The sequence below is a fragment of the Streptomyces sp. NPDC104226 genome, from assembly GCF_055584085.1.
Window position 1 is genome coordinate 418,919 of record NZ_JBVJMS010000005.1, and the last position, 22,555, is coordinate 441,473.

19 protein-coding genes are annotated in these 22,555 nt (G+C 70.8%); 14 read left to right on the plus strand and 5 right to left on the minus strand.

Annotation, left to right across the window (positions count from 1 at the left end):
- The first annotated feature begins 8 nt into the window (after positions 1-8).
- Both ACZ60J_RS18390 and ACZ60J_RS18395 read left to right on the plus strand, forming a co-directional pair.
- Positions 9-614 carry a DUF4352 domain-containing protein gene (locus ACZ60J_RS18390; protein ID WP_469683025.1) on the plus strand — a complete coding sequence of 202 codons (606 nt, stop codon included), beginning with the start codon at positions 9-11 and terminating at the stop codon, positions 612-614.
- 57 nt (positions 615-671) lie between these two features.
- Positions 672-1,166 carry a DUF5949 family protein gene (locus ACZ60J_RS18395; RefSeq protein ID WP_469683027.1) on the plus strand — a complete coding sequence of 165 codons (495 nt, stop codon included), beginning with the start codon at positions 672-674 and terminating at the stop codon, positions 1,164-1,166.
- Between the two features lie 140 nt (positions 1,167-1,306).
- Here ACZ60J_RS18395 and ACZ60J_RS18400 read toward each other — a convergent pair whose 3' ends face one another.
- The 3 genes from ACZ60J_RS18400 to ACZ60J_RS18410 form a co-directional block, all read right to left on the minus strand.
- Positions 1,307-2,563, minus strand: a complete 1,257-nt coding sequence (locus ACZ60J_RS18400) for a cytochrome P450 (protein ID WP_469683029.1) — start codon at positions 2,561-2,563, stop codon at positions 1,307-1,309.
- 115 nt (positions 2,564-2,678) lie between these two features.
- Positions 2,679-3,863, minus strand: coding sequence for a low temperature requirement protein A (locus ACZ60J_RS18405; RefSeq protein ID WP_469683031.1), 1,185 nt, complete (start codon positions 3,861-3,863; stop codon positions 2,679-2,681).
- A gap of 27 nt (positions 3,864-3,890) precedes the next feature.
- On the minus strand, positions 3,891-4,613 hold the full coding sequence (locus tag ACZ60J_RS18410) for a sirohydrochlorin chelatase (protein WP_469683033.1): 723 nt from the start codon (positions 4,611-4,613) through the stop codon (positions 3,891-3,893).
- A 272-nt stretch (positions 4,614-4,885) separates the two neighbouring features.
- On the opposite strand from ACZ60J_RS18410, the gene nirB reads away from it, so the two are divergent.
- The 12 genes from nirB to ACZ60J_RS18470 all read left to right on the plus strand — a co-directional run bounded on the left by nirB (position 4,886) and on the right by ACZ60J_RS18470 (position 21,130).
- On the plus strand, positions 4,886-7,672 hold the full coding sequence (gene nirB, locus ACZ60J_RS18415; RefSeq protein WP_469683034.1) for a nitrite reductase large subunit NirB: 2,787 nt from the start codon (positions 4,886-4,888) through the stop codon (positions 7,670-7,672).
- A 163-nt stretch (positions 7,673-7,835) separates the two neighbouring features.
- Positions 7,836-9,257 (plus strand): MFS transporter, encoded by a 1,422-nt coding sequence (locus ACZ60J_RS18420; protein WP_469683036.1) that lies wholly within the window; start codon positions 7,836-7,838, stop codon positions 9,255-9,257.
- A gap of 234 nt (positions 9,258-9,491) precedes the next feature.
- Positions 9,492-10,796: an anaerobic C4-dicarboxylate transporter family protein gene (locus ACZ60J_RS18425; RefSeq protein WP_469683037.1), complete on the plus strand. Its 1,305-nt coding sequence runs from the start codon at positions 9,492-9,494 to the stop codon at positions 10,794-10,796.
- Positions 10,797-11,035: 239 nt separating this feature from the next.
- Positions 11,036-13,306 carry a formate C-acetyltransferase gene (pflB, locus tag ACZ60J_RS18430; protein WP_469683039.1) on the plus strand — a complete coding sequence of 757 codons (2,271 nt, stop codon included), beginning with the start codon at positions 11,036-11,038 and terminating at the stop codon, positions 13,304-13,306.
- Positions 13,307-13,415: 109 nt separating this feature from the next.
- The gene (gene pflA, locus ACZ60J_RS18435) at positions 13,416-14,258 is read left to right on the plus strand and encodes a pyruvate formate-lyase-activating protein (RefSeq protein ID WP_469683041.1); all 843 of its coding nucleotides are present in this window, start codon (positions 13,416-13,418) and stop codon (positions 14,256-14,258) included.
- A 104-nt stretch (positions 14,259-14,362) separates the two neighbouring features.
- The gene (locus ACZ60J_RS18440) at positions 14,363-15,457 is read left to right on the plus strand and encodes an MFS transporter (protein ID WP_469683042.1); all 1,095 of its coding nucleotides are present in this window, start codon (positions 14,363-14,365) and stop codon (positions 15,455-15,457) included.
- Positions 15,454-17,784: a molybdopterin oxidoreductase family protein gene (locus ACZ60J_RS18445; protein WP_469683044.1), complete on the plus strand. Its 2,331-nt coding sequence runs from the start codon at positions 15,454-15,456 to the stop codon at positions 17,782-17,784. The genes ACZ60J_RS18440 and ACZ60J_RS18445 overlap by 4 nt, the downstream gene beginning before the upstream one ends.
- A 6-nt stretch (positions 17,785-17,790) precedes the next feature.
- Positions 17,791-18,390: a 4Fe-4S dicluster domain-containing protein gene (locus ACZ60J_RS18450; protein WP_469683046.1), complete on the plus strand. Its 600-nt coding sequence runs from the start codon at positions 17,791-17,793 to the stop codon at positions 18,388-18,390.
- On the plus strand, positions 18,387-19,070 hold the full coding sequence (locus ACZ60J_RS18455) for a QcrA and Rieske domain-containing protein (protein ID WP_469683048.1): 684 nt from the start codon (positions 18,387-18,389) through the stop codon (positions 19,068-19,070). Before ACZ60J_RS18450 ends, ACZ60J_RS18455 begins: the two co-directional genes overlap by 4 nt.
- Positions 19,067-19,435, plus strand: a complete 369-nt coding sequence (locus ACZ60J_RS18460; protein ID WP_469683049.1) for a hypothetical protein — start codon at positions 19,067-19,069, stop codon at positions 19,433-19,435. Before ACZ60J_RS18455 ends, ACZ60J_RS18460 begins: the two co-directional genes overlap by 4 nt.
- A gap of 2 nt (positions 19,436-19,437) precedes the next feature.
- A complete protein-coding gene (locus ACZ60J_RS18465; protein WP_469683050.1) occupies positions 19,438-20,865 on the plus strand; it encodes a NarK family nitrate/nitrite MFS transporter in 1,428 nt (475 codons plus the stop codon).
- A 37-nt stretch (positions 20,866-20,902) separates the two neighbouring features.
- On the plus strand, positions 20,903-21,130 hold the full coding sequence (locus ACZ60J_RS18470; protein ID WP_469683051.1) for a hypothetical protein: 228 nt from the start codon (positions 20,903-20,905) through the stop codon (positions 21,128-21,130).
- A 13-nt stretch (positions 21,131-21,143) separates the two neighbouring features.
- Here the strand turns inward: ACZ60J_RS18470 and mscL are convergent, their stop codons facing one another.
- Both mscL and ACZ60J_RS18480 read right to left on the minus strand, forming a co-directional pair.
- Complete coding sequence (mscL, locus tag ACZ60J_RS18475) at positions 21,144-21,668, minus strand: large conductance mechanosensitive channel protein MscL (RefSeq protein ID WP_469683052.1); 525 nt, start codon at positions 21,666-21,668, stop codon at positions 21,144-21,146.
- Between the two features lie 123 nt (positions 21,669-21,791).
- On the minus strand, positions 21,792-22,253 hold the full coding sequence (locus tag ACZ60J_RS18480) for a hypothetical protein (protein ID WP_469683053.1): 462 nt from the start codon (positions 22,251-22,253) through the stop codon (positions 21,792-21,794).
- Positions 22,254-22,555: the final 302 nt, after the last annotated feature.

Sequence of the window (22,555 nt, forward strand, 5' to 3'; positions counted from 1 at the left end):
GATCCCGCATGCGTCAGCCCGCTCTTGTCACGGCCGCCCTCCTCCCGATCCTGCTGTTCGGTGCCACGGCCTGCTCCGGCGCCCCCGAAGGGGCCGCGCTCGCCCCGGCCGCGGTGCCCGCCGTACCGGTCGACGACGGTGCGCCGGGTGTCGGGGACGACCCCGCGGCCGAGCGGGACGGGGTGGCGCGGGCCGCCTCGAAGGACGCCCGTGTGGGTGACTCCGTACGGGTCAGGGGGCGGGAGGTGGGCCGCCACCTCCAGGTGGTGCTGGGTGCCTACGTCGATCCGGCGGTCAGCGTCGAGAAGAACTTCGCCCCGGCGGCGGGCAAGCGCTGGGTGGCGGCCTCGATGTCGTTCGTCAACGTCGGCGGGGCCTCGTACGGGGCTCTCGGGCGCATGTGGGCGCTCGACGGCGCGGGGCAGCGCCACCCGGTGGTGCCCACGGGGGAGCTCACGACCGGCAAACCACTCGTCTTCGATTCGCTCTCGGTCGGTGAGCGGGCCGAAGGATGGGTGGTGTTCGAAATTCCGGAAAACGCGCGCATCGTTCGGCTCCAGTACCAGGACGCGAACATGGTGGCGAATTCCGGAGGTGGATTCTGGGCCGTCTAGCCCGCCCGGGTGAAACGGCGTCAAAGGGCCGGGTCGGTGACCACTAAGGTGCGGCGCATGACTTCTACCCAGGCCGAACTCGACCGCTCCAAGCTCGGCACCCTTTCGGTGCTCGCGTGGATCGGCGACCCCAACGAGGCCCACGACATCCCGTATCTCCTCGCCTACATCCTCGGGGACGGCCCCGACGGCCGTGAGGCGAGCGAGGCGGCCGCCCGCGGGCTGCTGGAGGAGATCGGCCTGCCGATCGGCGACGTGGTGATGGACGGGGTGCGCAACCCGGCCTCCTTCCCGGTGCAGATCCTCCTGGAGGGCAACCAGATCGCGCTCACCCTGCCGGGCATGAACGCGAAGTGCATCGCCCCGCCGGAGTGGGTCAAGGCGGCCTCGGACAGCGAGCAGGCCTACTTCCTCTTCGCCACCCGCGCCTGGCCGGAGGCGGTTCCCGGACAGCCGGTCGACGCAGAGACGCTCCAGGCGTTCGCCGGAGACATCGAGGTGCTCAACCACAGCGCCCACGCCGTCCTCGCCGTGCGGCGCCTGCAGCGCTAGGCGTCTGCGGCACCAGGCGTCCGCGGCACCAGGTGTCTGCGGCGCCGGGCACCTGTAGCGCCAGGCACCTGGCGCGCGCCCGGTGTGCGTCGCCCCCGCTCCGGCCGCCGGGCCCCCAGCCTGCCCGGTGGCCGGTCCGCCTACGGCTGTTCGAAGGCGAAGCGCAGCGAGCGGACCCGGTTGTCGAAGCTCGACCCGGCCAGGTCCGGCAGTCCGACCGCGCGCAGTCCGACCGGGCGGGTCAGCAGTTCGCGGAAGAGCGCCTTCATCTCCACCCGGGCCAGGTGCGCGCCCAGGCAGAAGTGCGGTCCGCCGCCGCCGAACCCCAGGTGGGGGTTGGGGGAGCGGGTGATGTCGAAGGCGTCCGGATCGGGGAAGACGTCCTCGTCGCGGTTGGCGGAGGCGTAGTACAGCACCACCTTGTCGCCGGGGACGAACGCGTGGCCGCGCAGGGTGTGTTCGGCGGCGACCGTCCTGCGGAACTGGATGATCGGCGTGGAGTGGCGGATCATCTCGTCCACCGCGCCGTCCGCGTGCCCCTCGAAGTCCTCGACCAGCAGGTCGCGTTGATCGGGGTGGTCGGTCAGCAAGGTCAGCCCGTGGGTGATGGCGTTCCGGGTGGTCTCCACCCCGGCCACCATCAACAGGGAGAAGAACGCACCGAGTTGGCGGGCGCCGAGCGCCTCCCCGTCCACGTTCGCGCAGACCAGGGCCGAGATCAGGTCGTCGGTCGGGTTCTCGCGCCGCTCCCGCCCGATCCCCGCCACCATCCGCTGCATCCGGGCCAGGGCCCGCAGCCCGCGCCCGGGCATCCGCAGCCGGGCCGCCAGACCCCGTTCGACGCCGATGTGCTCGGAGGCGTGGTTGACGCGGTCGGCGATCTCGGCGCGGTGGCGCTCCGGGATGCCCATCATGTTGCAGATGACCTCCAGGGGCAGCTTCGAGGCCACCGCCTCGACGAACTCGTCCGGCTGCCGGTCCAGTACGTCGTCCACGATGCGCGCCGCCACCGCGTGGATGTCCTCCTCCGCGGCCGCCAGCAGCCGGGGGGTGAAGGCCCGCTGCACGATCTTGCGCAGCTGCGCGTGCTCGGCGCCGTCCAGGTTGACCATGGAGTCCCCGAACAGCGCCCGCACCCAGCGGGCCGGCTCGGGCGTGGTCACCCCGGGCGCGCTGGCGAACACCTTGGGCAGCCGGCTCGCCTCCTGCACGTCCGCGTGCCGTACGAGGGCCCAGTGCCCGGTGCGCCCGGGGCCTTCGGGGACGAACACGGGGGAGTCCAGGGCCCGCAGGCGGGCGAAGGCGGCCAGCCGGTGGGCGGGGGGAGCCTGCCAGAAGGCCGGGTCGGCGAGTTCTTTGCCGGGGTCTTGGCCGGGGCGTTGTGCGGGGAGCGTCATGACCTGGAAACGGCGCCGGGGGCGCGGGGGTGACGGGTCCGGCGCGGCGCCGTCGGTCCGGAGGCTCCGCCCCCGGACCCCCTCGCCTCAAACGCCGGCGGGGCTGAAGGGCGCCTCAGACGCCGGCGGGGCCGGCCTCGGAGGCCGGTCGGTCGTCGTGGTCGGCCAGGGCCATCCCGACGACCACCGTGGCCGCCGCGACGAGGCCCGCGTACAGGACGGCATAGGTGCCCGCCCACGAGCAGGCCAGCACCGCGAGGGCGGAGACCGGCAGGGTCAGCTGCTGCGCGAGGCCCCGCTTGAAGTGGCGGGAGTGCAGCAGCCAGACCATCAGCAGGAAGAGCGCGGTCGGGACGGTGACGGCCGCGTTCGCCGCGAGCTGCGAGATGTGTGCCTTGCCGACCGCGTGCTCGACCGCGACCTCGATGCCCGCGCCGATCGCCGCACCCGAGGCGAAGATCAACAGGTGGCCGTACCCCCACGGGATCGCCTCCCGGTTGGAGGTCAGGTGCTCGTGCATCGGCACCGCGAAGTAGATCCACCAGGCGGCGAAGACGATGAGCAGCCCGCCGGCCGCGATCGGCAGCAGCTCGCCCAGGGCCTCGTGCTCGTCGAGCGCCGACTTCACGGCCACGGTGCTCGCCGCGATCGTCTCGCCGAGCACGATGATCGTGAACAGTCCGTAGCGCTCCACGATGTGGTGGGCGTGCCACGGCGTCTGGTGGCCGCGCTCGGCCACCACCGGTACCAGGAGTTCCGCGGCGACCAGGACCAGGAACAGCCAGTGCTTGGAGCCGTCCGGGACGAACAGCAGCGCCACCCAGCCGGCCTGGCACAGGACCAGCCCGGCCGCGTACTTCAGGGCCGCCGTACGGGCCGTGCCGCTTTCGCCGGAGGCGGCGCGCAGCCATTGGGCGGTGAGTGCCACGCGCATGATCAGGTAGCCGATGACCGCCACCGACCAGTCGTTCTGGTCGAAGGCCCGGCTCACGCCGGCCGCGTAGACGAGCACGCCGGCGATCTGCACGAGCGTCGCGATCCGGTACGGGACGTCGTCGCAGTCGTAGGCGGAGGCGAACCACGTGAAGTTCATCCACGCCCACCACACGCCGAAGAAGACGAAGAAGTAGTTGATCACCCCGCTGCCGGGGTGGCCCTCGGCCAGCGCGTGCACGAGCTGGGCGCCCGCCTGCGCGATGGCGACGACGAAGCACAGGTCGAAGAACAGCTCCAGCGGGGTAGAGGCGCGGTGGCCCTCGTCCCGGCTGCGGGCGGTCATGGGTACGTAAGCCAGAGCCATACCGCCAGGACAGCAGTCCTACGGGTCTCAGCAGGCGAGGCGCGCGGCTCTCAGGGCCCGTGTGCCCCGGGCGGACTCGTACCGGCCCAGGACGAGCCGGGCCAGCCGGGGGTGGTCGGCCAGCGGCTCCGAGACCGTCCAGGCGGCCGAGGCGTTCAGGGTGCGCGTGAAGCGGCCCGGGGCCAGCAGGTGCGTCGCCACCGCGATCCGGCGGTACCCGGCGGCCTGGAAGGAGGCCAGGGCCTCGGCGACGGTCGGCGCGGCGGAGGTGAGGTAGGCGGCGACCACGGGAACGGGGGCGGCGCCGTCGTCGTACTCGAGCAGGGCGGACAGCTGGGCCGCGCAGACCTCCGTACCGGCATTGCCGCCGGGGCGGGAGGAGCCGGCGCCCGCCACCACCACCGCGTCGGCCCGGGTGTACGGGCCGCGGCGGCGCTCGGCCTCGCGCAGGCGGCCGTGCAGGGCGCGGGCGATGTCGCGCTCCCCGCTGAGGCCCTCGGTGAGCACGCAGCCGGTGCCCTCCAGGACGGCGGGTATGTCGACGCGGCGGTGGAAGCCGTCGCCGAGCAGCAGGGGGACGACCACGGCGTACGGATGCTCCCGTACGACCTCGGCGAGCGAGGGGCGCTGCACGTCGAGGTGCCCGACCAGTGCGTGCACCCCGCTGATGGCCTCGACGGCGGCGACGAGCCGGTCGATGGTCGCGGCGGCCTCCGGAACCGCGCTGCCGTGGACGGCGATGACGAGCATGAGGTCTGCCTCCCTGATCCGGCCCCGGGTCCCCCCTTCCACGCTAGGCGCGGTGCGGGTTCGGGGCAGCCCGGCCAAGGGCCCGCGCGAGGGGCCGGAGGTCCTGTGCGGAAAGGGTCGTTTCCCTGTCCCCAGGGGTCCTTTTCGGGCGTTCGGGGCCGCGGTGCGGACCTACCGTCGAAGGGTCGGAACGCTTGCAGGCGCGACGTCCCCGCCCGGCCGCCTTGGCCTCCCGGGGCCCGCGCGGCACAGGGACACACGGAGTGAGATCCATGGGGCAGACGCTGGTTGTCATCGGCCACGGCATGGTGGGTCACCGCCTGCTGGAGGCGCTCGCCGAGCGTGACGCGCTCGCCGATCCGACCCGCCCCGAGCGCGGCGGCTGGCAGGTGACCGTCCTCGCGGAGGAGGAGCGCCCGGCCTACGACCGCGTGCACCTGTCCGCGGCCTTCACCGGCTCCACCGGCGAGGAGCTGTCCCTGGTGGCACCCGGCTTCCTGGAGAAGCACGGCATCGACCTGCGCCTGGGCGACCCGGCGGAGCTGATCGACACCGCCGCCCGTACGGTCACCGCCCGCTCCGGCGACGTGCTCGGCTACGACGCGCTCGTGCTGGCGACCGGCTCCTACCCCTTCGTGCCGCCGATCGACGGCGCCGACGCGGAGGGCTGCTTCACCTACCGCACCCTCGACGACGTCGAGGCCCTGACCGCGTACGCCGCGGGCCCCGAGGTCCGCACCGGTGTGGTCATCGGCGGCGGGCTCCTCGGCCTGGAGGCGGCGGGCGCGCTGCGCACGCTCGGACTGGCCACGCACGTCGTGGAGTTCGCGCCCCGGCTGATGCCGCTGCAGGTGGACGACGGCGGAGCGGCCGCCCTGCGGGCCACCATCGAGTCGATGGGCGTCGCCGTGCACACGGGCGTCGGCGCGGCCGGCGTGCAGATCCACCCCGACGGGCGGGCGCAGGCGCTCCGGCTGACCAGCGGCGAGGAGATCGGGTCCGACATCGTGGTCTTCTCGGCCGGCGTGCGGCCGCGCGACCGCCTGGCCCGTGAGTGCGGGCTGGCCGTGGGCGACCGCGGCGGCGTCGTCGTGGACGGCCACTGCCGCACCAGCGACCCGTACGTCTATGCGATCGGCGAGTGCGCGCAGACCGTCGACGGCAAGGTCTACGGTCTGGTCGCCCCCGGCTACCAGATGGCCGAGACCGTCGCCGAGGCCCTCGCGGGCGCCGGCGAGCTGACCTTCACCGGGGCCGACACCTCCACCAAGCTCAAGCTGATGGGCGCCGACGTGGCCTCCTTCGGTGACCCCTTCGCCCCCGAGGGTCGCGACGGGGCCGTCTCGGTCGTCTTCTCCGACGCCCGCGAGGGCGTGTACAAGAAGCTGCTGCTGGGCCCCGACGGAGCGCTGCTCGGCGGCATCCTGGTCGGCGACGCCGAGGCGTACGGCTCGCTGAAGCCGCACGCGGGCCGGCAGCTGCCGGCCCCGCCGGAGGCCTTCATCCTGCCGTCGAGCGAGGGCGTGGAGCTGCCCGGCGCGGACGCGCTGCCCGACGACGCCGTGGTGTGCAGCTGCCACAACGTCACCAAGGGCCACGTGCGCGAGGCGGTGGTCGCCGAGTCCCTCACCGACATCGGCGGCATCAAGAAGTGCACCAAGGCCGGCACGGGCTGCGGCGGCTGCATCGGCACCCTGCAGGCGGTCCTGGACGCCGAGCTGGCCGCGGCGGGCATCGAGAAGCCGCGCGGACTGTGCGAGCACTTCGCCCTGACCCGGGCGGAGATCTACGAGAAGATCCGCACCGAGCGCATCCGCAGCTTCAGCGAACTGCTGGAGTCCTACGGCGAGGGCGGCGAGGGCTGCGCCGTCTGCAAGCCGGTCGTCGCGAACGTCCTGGGCACCCTCGCCCCCGACCTCGGCATCGGCCACATCCTGGCGGGCGAGCAGGCGGCCCTGCAGGACTCCAACGACCTCTTCCTCGCCAACCTCCAGAAGGACGGCACCTACTCGGTCATCCCGCGCGTGGCCGGCGGCGAGATCACGGCCGAGCAGGTCATCGCCCTCGGCGAGGTCGCCAGGGACTACGGCCTCTACACGAAGATCACCGGCGCCCAGCGCATCGGCCTCTTCGGGGTCCGCAAGGAGCAGCTGCCCGACATCTGGCGGCGGCTCGGCGGCGCCGGGTTCGAGTCCGGGCAGGCGTACGGGAAGTCCCTGCGCGCGGTGAAGTCGTGCGTGGGAGCCCGCTTCTGCCGCTTCGGGCAGGGCGACTCCATCCAGCTCGCGATCGACCTGGAGCTGCGCTACCGGGGTCTGCGCACCCCGCACAAGTTCAAGGGCGGTGTCTCGGGCTGCCTGCGCGAGTGCGCGGAGGCGCGGGGCAAGGACATCGGCGTCATCGCCACCGCCAACGGCTGGAACCTGTACGTCAGCGGCAACGGCGGTGCGACCCCGCGCCACGCCGACCTGCTGGCCTCGGACCTGAACACCGCCGAACTCTTCGCGCTGCTCGACCGGTTCCTCATGTACTACATCCGCACCGGCGAGCGCCTGGAGCGGACGTCGGCCTGGCTGGAGCGGCTCGGCGGCAGCACCGCGGGCCTGGACCACCTGAAGGCCGTCCTGATCGAGGACTCGCTCGGCATCTGCGCGGAACTGGAGGCGCAGATGGAGCGCCACGTGTCGGCGTACGAGGACGAGTGGTCGGCGGTCCTGGAGGACCCGGCGGCGCTGGAGCGCTTCGGGACCGTGGACTTCGGCGCGGCGGAAGGCGCCGAGGACGCCGTGCAGGCGCTGGAGCCGGGCCGCGGGCGGACCGCGGTGCTGCCGGACGGCACCGAGGCCGCGGTCTTCAAGGACCGCGCCGGCGAGGTCTACGCGGTCGGAAACCGGGACCCCTTCTCGGGAGCCGACGTCATCGCCAACGGCATCATGGGCTCGCGCGACGGGGTGCCCGTCGTGGCCTCGCCGATGCACAAGCAGGTCTTCGACCTGCGGACCGGCGTCTGTCTGGACGACCCCGAGGTGTCCCTGCCGCTGGTCGACCTCCAGCCGTAGGGCTCTGCGGGCGCCGTACCAACGCACTGTGGGCGATGGGACCTTGTCCTGTCGCCCACACGACGTTCTCCCCTGATGCCGGGCGCCCCTGTAGGCGGACCCTAAGAAGGTCAGGACTCTCAGCTTCATTCTTCTCAACTCCTCCGAACATTCAGGACATGTCATGAGTTCCGCCAAGCAGGATGTGCGCGCGGCGACCGGCCGAGTGCAGGCGCCCGACCCGGCGCAGTACCGCCCCGGCCGCACGATCACGGAGTGGACGCCGGAGGATCCGTCCTTCTGGCAGACCACGGGCAAGAAGGTCGCCACCCGCAACCTGTGGATCGCGGTGCCGGCCCTGCTGGTGGCCTTCGTGGTCTGGCAGGTCTGGAGCATCACGGCGACCAACCTCAAGGACGTGGGCTTCGGCTTCTCCCAGTCCCAGCTGTTCTGGCTGACCGCCGTCCCCGGCATCACGGGCGGTACCGCCCGCATCTTCTACACCTTCATCGGCCCGATGGTCGGCCAGCGCCGCTTCACGGCGATCTCCACCGTCGTGCTGATCGTGCCCCTGCTGTGGCTGGGCTTCGCGGTGCAGGACCCGAACACCTCGTACACCACGATGGTCGCCATCGCCGCGCTCTGCGGCATCGGCGGTGCCAACTTCTCCTCGTCCCTGGCCAACATCGGCTTCTTCTACCCGAAGCAGGAGAAGGGCAACGCGACCGGCATCAACGGCGGCCTGGGCAACCTGGGCGTCTCCGTGGTCCAGCTGCTCACCCCGATCCTGATCACCACTTCGGTGCTGGCGATCGGCTCGGGCCAGAAGAAGGCGAACGGTTCGGAGATCTACCTCCAGAACGCCGCGTTCGTCTGGGTGCCGGTCCTGATCGTCCTCGCGGCCGTCGCCTGGTTCGGCCAGAACGACCTGAAGGTGGCCTCCACCCCCTTCAGCCAGCAGAAGATCATCTTCAAGCGCAAGCACAACTGGCTGATGACCTGGCTCTACGTCGGCACCTTCGGCTCCTTCATCGGTTTCGCGGCGGCGCTCCCGCTGCTCATCAAGACCACCTTCCCGGCGTACTCCGTGGCCACCTACGCCTGGATGGGCCCGGCGCTCGGCGCGCTGGCCCGCTGGGCCGGCGGCTGGATCGCCGACAAGCTGGGCGGCGCCCGCGTGACGATCCTGTCCTTCGTGGGCATGGGCGCATCAATCATCGGTGTGATCACCTTCCTCCCGTCCGGTTCCGACACCGGCTCCTTCTACGGCTTCTTCTTCTGCTTCCTGTCGGCGTTCTTCTTCTCCGGCATCGGCAACGGCTCGACCTTCCGCCAGATCCCGGTCATCTTCCGCGGCCAGCACCTGGCCGGTCTGACCGAGGGCACCCCCGAGTACGCCAAGGGCCTCAAGCAGGCCGAGATCGAGTCGGGCGCGGTGACCGGTTTCACCGCGGCCATCGCCGCCTACGGCTTCTTCTTCATCCCCGCGATGTTCGCCAACTTCGCCGTGACCAGCGCGATGTGGGGCTTCGTCGGCTTCTACGCCAGCTGCGTCGTCGTGGCCTGGTGGTTCTACGCCCGCAAGGGCGCGGAAGCCCCCAGCTAGGCCGTATGGCCGACAGCCCCCTGCGGGGCGGCTCAGGTGCGGTGGGCGTCGCCGGTCGGCGGCCCCACCGCACCGCGCGTTCCGGGGCCCCGTGCGGCCCCCTTCCGCGGCCGCGTGCCGCGCCGTTGCCGTGTCCGGCCCCCGGACCCCCCGCGCCTCAAACGCAGGCGGGGCTGCATCCCCCCCAGGGCGCGGACTGCCCGCTCAGACCGAAAGGCCACGCCAGTGCTCGGCATGTTCCTGCAGTTGGCCGTCATGGTGGCGGCCATCGCTCTCGGGTCCCGCAAGGGCGGGGTGGCCATGGGACTCTGGGGCGCCGTCGGGGTCTTCGTGCTCGCGACGTTCTTCGGGGTCACCCCCGCCGACACCTCCGGCATCGTCGACGTCATGCTGATCATCCTCGCGGTGATCATGGCCGCCGCCGCGATGGAGGCGGCCGGTGGCATCGACTACCTCGTCGGACTGGCCGAGAAGGCGATCCGCCGCAAGCCCAGCCGGGTGGTCTACGTGGCCCCCCTCGTCTCCTGGGCCTTCACCCTGGGCGCCGGCACCGCCCACGTCTTCTACCCCCTGCTCCCCGTGATCCACGACGTGGCCCGCGAAGGCGGCGTCCGGCCCGAGCGGCCCATCGCGGTCTCCTCCATCGCGGCCACCTTCGGTATCACCGCCTCGCCCGTCTCCGCGGCCATGGCCGCCATGATCGTGATGTTCGACGGGGACGGCTGGAACCTGCCCCGGATCATGGCCGTCGCCGTGCCGTCCACGCTGCTCGGCGTGCTCGTCGCGGCCATCGTGCAGTCCCGGATCGGCAAGGAGCTCGGACAGGACGCCGAGTACCTGCGCCGGCTGGCCGCGGGCGAGATCGAGGCCCCGGCCCCCGCCGAAGCCGCCCCGTCGCTGCGGCCGCGGGCGCGCTGGTCCGCGTACCTCTTCCTCGGCGGGACCGTCGCCGTCGTCCTCAGCGGACTCTTCCCGGCCCTGCGCCCCGAGACGGCCAAGGGGCCGCTCTCGATGCCCGCCACCATCGAGATCCTGATGATGGCCGTGGCCGCGCTGATCCTGCTGCTGTGCAAGGTCGACGCCAAGCGGATACCCGGCACGGACGTGGCCAAGTCCGGTCTCGTCGCCGTCATCGGGGTCTTCGGACTGTCGTGGCTGGGGCTCTCCTTCATCGGCGCCAACGAGGCCCGGATCACCGGTGCGCTCGGCGGGGTCGCACAGGACCACCCGTGGTTCTTCGCGATCATGCTGCTGCTCCTGTCCGCGCTGCTGTTCAGCCAGGCCACGACCACCAAGGCGCTGATGCCCCTCGGGCTCGCCCTCGGTATCCCGGCCCCCCTCCTCATCGCGATGTGGCCCGCCGTGAACGGCTACTTCCTCCTCCCCACCTACGGCACCTTCATCGCGGCGATCAACTTCGACAGGACCGGCACCACCCGCGTCGGCCGCTTCGTCGTCAACCACTCCTTCATGCTGCCCGGCCTGATCACCACGTGCGTCGCGGTATCCACAGGCTTCGCTCTGGTTCAGATTGTCTGACCGGTTCGGCCCCGTATCGCCTGCTCAGGGGCCCCTCCCCAGAATCTTGTGAAAGTTTTCACAAGCGCACGATGGACCTTTGACCTGCTCAAAGTGCCAGGTCAGGAGTGATGGGAGATCCTTGGGGCTGGGGATCAGGGGACTTTCGGGCCCCAGCTCGGGACCAACGCGGCGCCAAATGATCGATCAAAAGGCGTGCAATGGATACAAGCAATGAGGCGACTCGGAAGGTGCGGGCGATGACTGCCACCCCTGCGGAAACCACGAAGAACGGCGAGGCCTGGAACGGCTTCAAGGGCGGCCTGTGGCGCGACGCCATCGACGTCCGCGACTTCATCCAGCAGAACTACACGCCGTACGAGGGTGACGACACCTTCCTCGCCGGCCCCACCGAGCGCACCACCGCCGTGTGGAAGGCGATCACGGACAAGTTCCCGGAGGAGCGCGAGAAGGGTGTCTACGACGTCTCGTACGACATCCCGTCGTCGATCACCGCGCACGCCCCGGGTTACATCGACCGTGACAAGGACCTGATCGTCGGCCTCCAGACGGACGCCCCGCTCAAGCGCGCGATCATGCCCTACGGCGGCTGGCGCATGGTCGCCGGCGCCCTGGAGACCTACGGCTACCCGGTCTCCGACGACCTGGAGAAGGTCTTCACGGAGTACCGCAAGACCCACAACGCCGGTGTCTTCGACGCGTACACCCCCGACATCCGCGCCGCCCGCAAGGCCGGCATCGTGACCGGCCTGCCGGACGCGTACGGCCGCGGCCGCATCATCGGCGACTACCGCCGCGTGTCGCTCTACGGTGTCGACCGCCTCATCGCCGTCAAGAAGGAGGAGAAGGAGGAGATCAACTCCCTCCCCGCGGGCAACCGCTCGCTGGAGGAGACGATCCGCCTGCGCGAGGAGCTCTCCGAGCAGATCCGCGCCCTCGCCGAGCTCAAGGCGATGGCCGCCTCCTACGGCTGCGACATCTCCGGCCCGGCCACCACCGGCCGCGAGGCCATCCAGTGGCTGTACTTCGCGTACCTGGCCGCCGTGAAGGAGCAGAACGGCGCGGCCATGTCGCTCGGCCGCACCTCCACCTTCATCGACGTCTACCTCCAGCGCGACATCGAGGCCGGCATCCTCACCGAGGAGCAGGCCCAGGAGCTGGTCGACGACTTCATCATCAAGCTCCGCATCGTCCGCTTCCTGCGCACCCCGGAGTACGACGAGCTCTTCTCCGGCGACCCCACCTGGGTCACCGAGTCGATCGCCGGCATGGGCGAGGACGGCCGTCCGCTGGTCACCAAGACCTCGTTCCGCTACCTCCACACCCTCTACAACCTCGGTCCGGCCCCCGAGCCGAACATGACCGTCTTCTGGTCGCCCCAGCTCCCGCAGGGCTTCAAGGAGTTCTGCGCCAAGGTCTCGATCGACACCTCCTCGGTGCAGTACGAGTCCGACGAGCTGATGCGCCCGCGCTTCGGCGACGACACCGCCATCGCCTGCTGCGTATCGGCCATGCCGGTCGGCAAGCAGATGCAGTTCTTCGGCGCCCGCGTGAACCTCGCCAAGACCCTGCTCTACGCGATCAACGGCGGCCGCGACGAGAAGTCCGGAGCCCAGGTCGGCCCCTCCACCGGCGCCCTCACCTCCGAGGTGCTGGACTACGACCAGGTCATGGTCAAGTTCGACGAGCAGATGGAATGGCTCGCCGACACCTACGTCCACGCCCTGAACGTCATCCACTACATGCACGACAAGTACGCCTACGAGCGCATCGAGATGGCGCTCCACGACCGCGACGTGCGCCGCACCATGGCCTGCGGCATCGCCGGCCTCTCGGTCGCCGCCGACTCGCTGGCCGCCATCAAGTACGCCAAGGTCACCGCCGTCCGCGACGAGACCGGCCTCGCCACCGACTACACCATCGAGGGCGACTACCCGGCCTACGGCAACAACGACGACCGCGTCGACTCGATCGCCGTCTGGCTGGTCGAGGAGTTCATGAAGAAGGTGCGCAAGCACCCGACCTACCGCGACGCCGAGCACACCCAGTCGGTGCTGACCATCACCTCGAACGTGGTCTACGGCAAGAAGACCGGCAACACGCCGGACGGACGCCGCGCCGGCGAGCCGTTCTCCCCGGGCGCCAACCCGATGAACGGCCGCGACACCCACGGCTACGTCACCTCGGCGCTGTCGGTCGCGAAGCTCCCCTACGAGGACGCCGAGGACGGCATCTCGCTGACCAACACCGTCACCCCCGACGGCCTGGGCCGCACCCCCGAGGAGCGGATCAAGAACCTGGCGGGCGTCCTCGACGGCTACATGGCGGTCGACGGCTTCCACATGAACGTGAACGTGCTCAACCGCGACACGCTCATGGACGCCATGGAGCACCCGGAGAACTACCCGCAGCTCACCATCCGCGTCAGCGGATACGCGGTGAACTTCGTCCGCCTCACGCGCGCTCAGCAGCTCGACGTGCTGAACCGCACCTTCCACGGTTCTCTCTGACCCTCCGAGAGACCCACGAGCACGCGCGGCCCGGGGCCGGCCCTCACCCGGCCCCGGGACCGCGCGTCACCAGATCAGCCCACAGAATCTGGAAGCTGGAGCACCTGCCATGACCGTCCTCTTCGGTACGAGCCTCCCCGTCGGCCACGCCAACGCGATCAGCGTGGGCCCCGGCCAGCTCAGCGCCGGCCAGACGCCCGCCGCCGCCGCGACCCAGCGGCCGAGCGAGGGCACGGTGCACTCCTGGGACCTGTCCACCGGGGTCGACGGCCCCGGCACCCGGTTCGTGACCTTCCTGTCGGGCTGCCCGCTGACCTGCCTGTACTGCCACAACCCCGACACCATGCGGATGCGCAACGGCAAGCGCACCTCGGCCGACGACGTCATCGCCGAGGCCCGCAAGTACACCAAGTTCATCTCCGCCTCCGGGGGCGGCGCCACGATCTCCGGCGGCGAACCGCTGCTCCAGCCCGTCTTCGCGGGTGAACTGCTGCACCGGATGAAGAACGACCTCGGGCTGCACACCGCACTGGACACCTCCGGTTTCCTCGGCGCCCGCGCCACCGACGCGCTGCTGCGCGACGTGGACCTGGTCCTGCTCGACATCAAGTCCTGGGACCGCGAGACGTACAAGAAGGTGACCGGCCGCCCGCTGGAGCCCACCCTCGACTTCGCCCGCCGCCTCGCCGACCTCGGCAAGGAGGTGCACCTGAGGTTCGTGCTGGTGCCGGGGCTGACCGACGCCCGGGAGAACGTCGAGGGCGTCGCCGCCTTCGCCGGGACCCTCGGCAACGTCTCGCGGGTCGACGTACTGCCCTTCCACAAGCTCGGCGAGAGCAAGTGGGAGGCGCTCGACATGAAGTTCACCCTCCACGACACGCCGTCGCCGACCGCCGGACAGGTCGCCGAGGCGAAGGCGATATTCGCCGCGCAGGGACTGAACGCGGTCTGAGGGCGGGGGACCGTACGCGGGCCTCCCCGACTCTTCACTCGAACGGCGCACCCGTAAGGCCCGTATAACGGGCCAAAACGGTACAGACCACCTAGCGTGGTGCTGTGTCCGAGCCCTCAGATGTCATCGACGCCGCGCCGCCCCCAGCGGCGCCCGAGACCCCGCCGCAGGCCGGGCGGTCCGTCACCGCACGGGCCACCCTGGCCGGCAGCGTCGTCTCGCTCCTGCTCATCGCCGCGATCGTGCTCGGCAGCAGGCTGCTGCGGGACTTCGACTCGGCCCTGCTGCCCTACGCCGTCGCCAGCGTCTTCCTGGCCTTCGGCGTGGCCTACCGGTACACCGTGTGGGTCTCGGCCCCCGGTGCGCGCCGCCTGTTCAAGAAGGGCTTCGGCAGCTTCTTCTCGGCGGACAACTTCCGCAAGGCGCCGACCGCCGTGCCGAAGATGATCGCCACGTACCTCGGCTTCCAGAAGTTCCTCGGCGCCCGCTCGCGCTCCCGCTGGATCGCCCACCAGCTGATCTTCTGGGGCTGCCTGCTCGCCGCGGCGATCACCTTCCCGCTGACCTGGGGCTGGTTCACCTTCACCGGCGACAGCGCGACAGGCCCCGGGTACGAGATGCGGATCTGGGGCATCAAGGTCCTCGGTTTCAACTCCCTGAACATCATCGGCTGGCTGATGTTCCACGGCCTGGACATCGCCGCCGTCCTCGTCATCCCCGGAGCCTCGTACTTCCTGTACCGGCGGATGAAGGACCGCGGGGCCATGACCGGCCAGCGCTTCGCCTACGACCTGCTGCCGCTGATCTGCCTCATCGTCATCTCCGTCACCGGTCTGCTGCTGACCTTCTCCTCGATCTTCCTGCACGGCGGCGGATACGAGTTCCTCGCGATCCTGCACATGGTGTCGGTGGTGTTCACCCTCATCTACATCCCGTTCGGGAAGTTCTTCCACATCGTCCAGCGCCCGGCCGCCGTAGGCATGCAGCTCTTCAAGTACACGGCCCGCCAGGACGAGAAGGTCTTCCTCTGCAAGCGCTGCGAGGAGCCCATCGACACCGCGCCCTACGTGGAGAACCTGCGCGGCACGATGAAGGACCTGAAGCTCGACTTCGACGCCTGGGCCGAGTACTGCCCGCGCTGCAAGCGGGTCCTGCGCGGCAACGCCTACCTGACCCACGTCAAGAAGGGCTTCAAGTGACCGCGACCGACCCCGCAAAGGCCGGGTCCCGGCCCGTACCCGTCTCCATCGACCCCTCCATCGCGCCACCCGGCACCCGCAACTTCCGCGACGCCGGAGGCATCCCCGCCGACCAGTGGCACGCCGACCAGAACGGCGAGACCCTGGTCCCCACCCACTGCTGCTTCTGCGGGGTGCAGTGCGGGATGTACCTGCGCGTGGACAAGGGCGGCAAGGTCTTCGGCGTGGAGCCCCGCAACCACGACATCAACCGGATGCGGCTGTGCCCCAAGGGGATCAACGCCTACCAGCAGGTCAACCACCCCGACCGGCTGACCGCCCCGCTGATGCGGCGCACCCGGGACGAGGAGTTCAAGGAGTGCTCCTGGGACGAGGCCCTGGACTTCACCGTCTCCGAGATCCGGCGCATCCAGGAGGCCCACGGCAACGACGCCTTCGGGCTGCTCGGCGGAGCCAGCCTGTTCTCCGAGAAGACCTACCTGGTCGGCAAGTTCGCCCGCGTCGCGCTGAAGACCAAGCACGTCGACTACAACGGCCGCCTGTGCATGGTCAGCGCCGCCGGAGCCAACAAGCTCGCCTTCGGCATCGACCGGGCCGGCAACCCCTTCTCCGACATCCTCCTCACGGACTGCCTGCTCATCGCCGGGTCCAACGTGGGGGAGTGCTTCCCCGTGATGACCCAGTACCTGTGGGGCGCGCGGGACCGCGGCGCCTCGCTGATCGTGATCGACCCGCGCGAAACCGCCATCGCCCGCACCGCCGACATCCACGTCGCGCTCAAGCCCGGCACCGACGCGGCCTTCTTCAACGCCGTGCTGAACGTGGTCATCGCCGAGGGCCTCACCGACGAGGCCTACATCGCCGCGCACACCACGGGCTGGGAAGAGGTCAAGAAGACCGTCGCCGAGTACCCGCCGTCCCGGTCCGCGGAGATCTGCGGGGTACCGGCCTCGCAGATCGTCCAGGTCGCACGCGTCTTCGCCGGTGCGGACAAGGCCATGGCCTGGCACGCCCGCGGCATCGAGCACCACTCCCAGGGCGTCGAGAACTGCCTGACCGTGATCAACCTGTGCGTGGCCACCGGCCACATCGGCAAGCCCGGATCCGGCTACGGCACCATCACCGGGCAGGGCAACGGCCAGGGCGGCCGCGAGCACGGCCAGAAGTCCGACCTGCTGCCCGGCGGCCGCTCCATCACCAACCCGGAGCACCGCAAGCAGATCTGCCAGATCTGGGGCATCGAGGAATCCGAACTCCCCGGCGCCGGCACCTCCATGATGGAGATGGTCTGGCAGATGCAGCGCAAGGAGATCCGCGGCCTCATCGGCATCTGCAACAACCCCTTCGTCTCCCTCCCCAACTACGCGGTGGTCAAGGACGGCTACGACACCGCCGAGTTCCACGCCCAGTTCGACTTCTTCCTCTCCGAGACCGCAGCCAACGCCCACGTGGTCTTCCCCGTCACCACCTGGGCCGAGGACGAGGGCGTGATGGCCAACGCCGAGGCCCGCGTGGTCAAGCACAACAAGGCCCAGGAGCCCCCCGCCGGAGTGCGCACCGACACCTGGGTCATCTGCGAGCTCGCCCGGCGGCTCGGCGCAGGCAAGCACTTCGAGTTCCCCGGCTCCCGCGAGGTGTTCGAAGAGCTGCGCGTCGCCTCCGCCGGGACGGTCAACGACTACTACGGCATCACCTACGACCGCCTCGACGAGACCGGCGGGATCGCCTGGCCCTGCCCCTCCACCGAGCACCCGGGCACCCCCCGGCTGTTCGAGGACGGCCGGACCTACCACCCCGACGGCAAGATCCACATGCAGGTCGTGGAATGGCATCCGCCCATGGACGCCTACACCGAGGAGTACCCCCTCTCCCTCACCACCGGCCGCACCGTCGCGCACTTCCTCTCCGGCAACCAGACCCGCCGTCTGGGCGCCCTCGTCGAGCAGACCCCGCGCCCGTGGGTGGAGGTCCACCCCTCGCACGGGTTCAAGAACGGGGACCCGGTGCGCGTGGTCACCCGGCGCGGCAGCGAGGTGTTCCCGGCCCTGGTCACCGAGGCGATCCGCCCCGACACCGTCTTCGTCCCGTACCACTGGCCCGTCCCGACGGCCGCGAACGCCCTGACCATCGACGCCCTCGACCCCCGCTCGAAGATCCCCGAGTACAAGGTCTGCGCCGCCCGGATCGAGGCCGCCGAGCGGGTCGACGAGGTGCCCGCGCCACCCACACCGCCGGGCCGTGAGGCCTATCCGGAAGCCCAGGCCTCCCGCACCGACCCGCTGCCCCCCACGTCCACGCAGGGCCGTGGCACGGCAGAGAGGAGCTGACCCGCCATGATGGGCCGCACGATCTTCATCGACCCGGGTCGCTGCATCGGCTGCCAGGCGTGCGTCTCGGCTTGCCGCGAGTGCGATTCACACCGCGGCAAATCGATGATCCACCTGGACTACACCGAACCCGGCATGTCCGTCGCCTCCCTCCCCAGTGTCTGCATGCACTGCGAGGACCCGGTCGCGCCCTGCGCCGAGGTCTGTCCCGCCGACGCGATCCTGGTGACCGCCGACGGGGTGGTCCAGCAGGCCGACACCACCCGCTGCATCGGCTGCTCCAACTGCGTCAACGCCTGCCCCTTCGGCATCCCGAAGATCGACCTCCAGGCGAAGCTGCAGATGAAGTGCAACCTCTGCTACGACCGCACCGCCTACGGCCTCGCCCCGATGTGCGCGACCGTCTGCCCGACCGGGGCCCTCTTCTACGGAACCCTCGAAGAGCTCCAGGCGGAGCGCCCCGGCGTCCAGGTCGCCGACTCCTTCGCCTTCGGCGACGTCGTCGTCCAGACCGGCGTGGCCATGGTCGTCCCCGCCGACAAGGTCCAGTGGCCCGTCCCCGGCGGCCTGCCCGTCGTCGAGATCAACGGAAGGGACGTCCGATGAGCGTCACCGAGCAGCCCCCTCCGCACCCAGGCCACCAGGGTGACGGCCACGCCGACGGCGGAGCGGCCGCCGACGCCGCGATCGCGCAGCTGCGCGACCGGATCAGCGCCGACTCCCTCACCACCCGCCGGGACTACCTGCGGATCGTCGCCACCGTCTCCGGAGGCCTTGCCATCGGCGGTATCGGGGTCGCCGCCGGCATCCTGCACCGGCACGGCGACAGCGAGGGCCTGCCCGACCCGAAGAAGGTCGCCGACGAGCTGGCACCCGGCCAGGCCGTGGCCTTCCGCTTCCCCGGCGAGGACGACCGGGCCCTGGCGGTGCGCCTCGGGGACGGCTCCCTCGTGGGCTACTCCGCCGTCTGCACGCACCTGGCCTGCGGCGTGCTGTGGCGCAAGGAACGCGGCCCGGACGGGGAGCTGTACTGCCCCTGCCACGAGGGTGTCTTCGACGCCCGCACCGGCGAGGTGACGGCCGGTCCGCCGCCGCGCCCGCTGCCGAGGATCTACCTGACCGAGCAGGCCGACGGCAGCGTCTGGGCCGTCGCCACGGCCCGGTCGGGCGAGCCGGCCAAGGACGCGCTCTGCCGGCAGTTCGGCGACTCCCACCCCGTGGAGTCCGCCCGCCTGGGCTGCCCCGGCTCGGCCAGGGCCGGTACCGCCGAGAGGAGGCCGACATGAGCGAGACACCGCTGCCGCCCCGCCCGGAGTACCACCCGGGCAGTGCCCAGCCGCGGCTCAACCGTCCGGTGCACGAGAGGTACCCGCAGATCCGCTCCACCAGCGGGTACGGGGACCCCCGGATCCGGAGCACGGGCCCGGGCCCGGGAGCCGGCACCGAGCACGAGCCGGAGCGCTCCTCACGGCTCAACGCCCGCCTCGCCCTGGCCCTCACGGTCGTGATCGGCCAGCTCTGGGCGCTCACCGTGACCGTCAACGAGTGGATGAAGGGAAACACCGGCACGGCCTGGTGGGGAGCGGGATTCCTGATCCTGTCCTTCCTCGTCGTGATCGGACTGTGGCTCCTCGACCCGAAGGACCGATGACCATGTCGATACCCACGCCGACTTCGCCGGCGCCGCGCAGCCATCGCGCAGAGAGCTACAAGCCCGGGGCCACCATCGCCGACTGGCGGCCGGAGGACGAGGGCTTCTGGCAGTCCACAGGCCACCGGGTCGCCCAGCGCAACCTCTGGGTCTCGATCCCGGCCCTGATGCTCGGCTTCGTGGTCTGGCAGGTCTGGTCGGTGACCGTGGTCAGGCTGAACGACGTCGGCTTCGGCTTCTCGAAGTCGCAGCTGTTCTGGCTGACCGCGATCCCCGGCATCACCGGCGGCACCTTCCGGATCCTGTACACCTTCATCGGGCCGATGTTCGGCGAGCGGAAGTTCACCGCCTTCAGCACGATCATCCTGGTCGGGCCGATGCTGTGGCTGGGCTTCGCGCTCCAGGACACCGGTACGCCGTACTGGGAGCTGGCCCTGATCGCGGCCGTGTGCGGCATCGGCGGCGCGAACTTCGCCTCCTCGATGGCGAACATCGGCTTCTTCTTCCCGAAGCGGGAGAAGGGCAGCGCCAACGGGCTCAACGGCGGCCTCGGCAACCTCGGCGTGAGCGTGGTCCAGCTGGTCGCCCCGCTGGTCGTCACCGCGGCCGTCCTGGGCGCCCCGGCGGGCGGACCCCAGCGCGACGCGAAGAAGAACACCGACGTCTGGCTGCAGAACGGCGCCTTCCTGTGGGTGCCGCTGCTGGTCATCATGGCGCTGGCCGCCTGGTTCCTGATGAACGACCTGAAGGTGGCCGCGGCCCCCTTCAGCCAGCAGAAGATCATCTTCAAGCGCAAGCACAATTGGCTGATGACCTGGCTGTACGTCGGCACCTTCGGGTCCTTCATCGGCTTCGCGGCCGCCCTGCCGCTGCTGATCAAGAACAACTTCGAGGCGCAGGGCTACCAGGCCACCACCTACGCCTGGATCGGCCCGTTCATCGGGGCTCTCACGCGCTGGGGCGGCGGCTGGCTCTCCGACAAGATCGGCGGAGCCAGGGTCACCATCCTGTCCTTCGTCGGCATGGCGGCGGCCCTCGTCGTGGTGATCTTCGCGCTTCCGTCCGGAGGTCAGGAGGGCGACTTCTGGCCCTTCTACATCGGCTTCCTGGTCGCCTTCGCCTTCTCCGGCCTGGGCAACGGCTCGACCTTCCGGCAGATCCCGGTGATCTTCCGGGACCAGCACATGAAGCAGGCCGAGGGCAAGGGCCCGGAGGCGCAGGCGGCGGCGCTGAAGCAGTCGGAGATGGAGTCGGGAGCCGTCACCGGCTTCTCCTCGGCCATCGCGGCCTACGGCTTCTTCTTCATCCCCGCGATGTTCGCGGCGATGGCGGTGACCAACGCACTGTGGATCTTCATCGGCTTCTACGCCACGTGCCTGGTGGTCTGCTACTGGTTCTACGCCCGCAAGGGCGCCGAGGCTCCCAGCTGAGCGGGGCCGGTGGCGGGGGCGGCCGTACCCTGGAGGCATGAGCGACGCCCCCGCCACCGACCCGCACGCACCGAAGACCGATCCGGAATCCCAGCCGAAGTCCCAGCCGAAGTCCCGGCCGAAGCCGCGCCTGGACTTCGGCGACCCGCTGGACCAGCAGTCCTCGGACGACACCGACCGGGGCTGGGGCGAGCGGCCGCCCGCCGGCGGAAGCGCGGCCGACCTGGCCCGCTTCCTCGACGAGAAGCCCCCGCACCACGTCTGAGCGCGGGACCCGCTTAGAGCCGGGGCCCCGGGTCGCCGTACTGGCCGGGCTGGGACCCGCCGTTCCCACCGTGTCCGCCGTTCGCACCGCGCTGGGCGACCAGCTCGTCGCGGATCTCCTTGAGGACCTCCAGCTCGGTGATCTCCATGGTCTCCTTGACCCCTTCCTTCGCCTTGCGGCGCTGCTCCACCTTGGCGAGGTACTTCGCCATCGGCAGGACCATCAGGAAGTAGACGACCGCCGCGGTGATCAGGAAGCTGAGCGCCGCGTTCAGCACCGAGCCCCACATGATGTTCACGCCGACCGGCTCGCCCTTGGCGTCGACACTGCAAGGGCCCTTCAGGCACGAGGTGTAGGCGTCCAGGTTCTTCGTCCCGATGGCGCCGACCAGCGGGCCGATGATCCCCTTCACCACGGAGTTCACGATGTTCGTGAACGCGGCACCGATGACCACGGCGACCGCCAGGTCCACCACGTTGCCGCGCATCAGGAAGGCCTTGAAGCCCGCCAGGACGCTCTCCTTCTTCTTCTCGCTCACCACTGAGCCTTTCTTCGCATCTGCCGAACATGGAGCCAACGGTTCCGAAAGCTACGGCAGTTTGGGCCCGTGGTGTCCAATCGACCCCCACCTCACGGTGACTTGACCGCACCTTCGTACGATTCAACACAACGTCACCGCCAGTCGGGACACGGTCCCCGCCCCCACCAACGCCCGCGCGGTGTCCCGGGGAACGGACAGCACCACCAGTGCCCCGCCGTCCCCGACGCCCTGCTCCTGCGCGGGCACTTCGGCGACCCGGGCCCCCGCGGCCACCACCCGGGGCGGCCCGCCGCGCTCGGCGGCGACCACGTCCACCCGGTCCCCGGGCCGCAGCAGCCGCACCGTCGCCGCGTCCGCGATGCGCACCGGCGCCGACACCAGCCGTACCGCCGCGGGCGGGGGCTGCGCCGGGGGAGGTCCGGAACCCCGCGAGGCCCGCGCCTCGGTGCCGCCCGCGACGAGCACGGCCGCCACGACGGCCAGCCCGGCCGCGGCCCCGCGCCGCCGGCGCCGCACCGCCCTGCGCAGCCGGTCCCCGGCCCGCCCCACGCGCAGCGGGGCGAAGAGGGGAACGGGGCGCACCGGGGGACTCGTGGCGGTGGAGGGGGTCCGGGGGGCGGGTGAGGGCGGCGCGGGCGTGTGGAGGTGGGACGGGGAGGAGAACGAAGAGGGCGAGGGGGAGGAAGGGAGCGCGGAGGGGGACGTGGGGAGGGGCGTGGAGAGGGACGGTACGCGGGGGTTCGCGGTCATGAGGGCCACCACCTGACGGGATGCGCCCGGAGCCCGAGTCGGGACTCCGGCGCCCGGACCCAGCGCCCGGACACCCCACACGATCCGCCGCCCCGGCCGATCCCGCCCGGACCTGTGGACCGTCCCCAGCTTGT

What these genes read in the sequence shown, in the direction of transcription:
- ACZ60J_RS18460 (WP_469683049.1), top strand. Translation starts at nt 19,067, where the DNA reads ATGAGCGAGACACCGCTGCCGCCCCGCCCGGAGTACCACCCGGGCAGT.
- ACZ60J_RS18455 (WP_469683048.1), top strand. Translation starts at nt 18,387, where the DNA reads ATGAGCGTCACCGAGCAGCCCCCTCCGCACCCAGGCCACCAGGGTGAC.
- ACZ60J_RS18390 (WP_469683025.1), top strand. Translation starts at nt 9, where the DNA reads ATGCGTCAGCCCGCTCTTGTCACGGCCGCCCTCCTCCCGATCCTGCTG.
- ACZ60J_RS18395 (WP_469683027.1), top strand. Translation starts at nt 672, where the DNA reads ATGACTTCTACCCAGGCCGAACTCGACCGCTCCAAGCTCGGCACCCTT.
- nirB (WP_469683034.1), top strand. Translation starts at nt 4,886, where the DNA reads ATGGGGCAGACGCTGGTTGTCATCGGCCACGGCATGGTGGGTCACCGC.
- ACZ60J_RS18470 (WP_469683051.1), top strand. Translation starts at nt 20,903, where the DNA reads ATGAGCGACGCCCCCGCCACCGACCCGCACGCACCGAAGACCGATCCG.
- pflA (WP_469683041.1), top strand. Translation starts at nt 13,416, where the DNA reads ATGACCGTCCTCTTCGGTACGAGCCTCCCCGTCGGCCACGCCAACGCG.
- ACZ60J_RS18400 (WP_469683029.1), bottom strand. Translation starts at nt 2,563, where the DNA reads ATGACGCTCCCCGCACAACGCCCCGGCCAAGACCCCGGCAAAGAACTC.
- ACZ60J_RS18420 (WP_469683036.1), top strand. Translation starts at nt 7,836, where the DNA reads ATGAGTTCCGCCAAGCAGGATGTGCGCGCGGCGACCGGCCGAGTGCAG.
- ACZ60J_RS18465 (WP_469683050.1), top strand. Translation starts at nt 19,438, where the DNA reads ATGTCGATACCCACGCCGACTTCGCCGGCGCCGCGCAGCCATCGCGCA.
- ACZ60J_RS18410 (WP_469683033.1), bottom strand. Translation starts at nt 4,613, where the DNA reads ATGCTCGTCATCGCCGTCCACGGCAGCGCGGTTCCGGAGGCCGCCGCG.
- pflB (WP_469683039.1), top strand. Translation starts at nt 11,036, where the DNA reads ATGACTGCCACCCCTGCGGAAACCACGAAGAACGGCGAGGCCTGGAAC.
- ACZ60J_RS18405 (WP_469683031.1), bottom strand. Translation starts at nt 3,863, where the DNA reads ATGGCTCTGGCTTACGTACCCATGACCGCCCGCAGCCGGGACGAGGGC.
- ACZ60J_RS18425 (WP_469683037.1), top strand. Translation starts at nt 9,492, where the DNA reads ATGTTCCTGCAGTTGGCCGTCATGGTGGCGGCCATCGCTCTCGGGTCC.
- ACZ60J_RS18450 (WP_469683046.1), top strand. Translation starts at nt 17,791, where the DNA reads ATGATGGGCCGCACGATCTTCATCGACCCGGGTCGCTGCATCGGCTGC.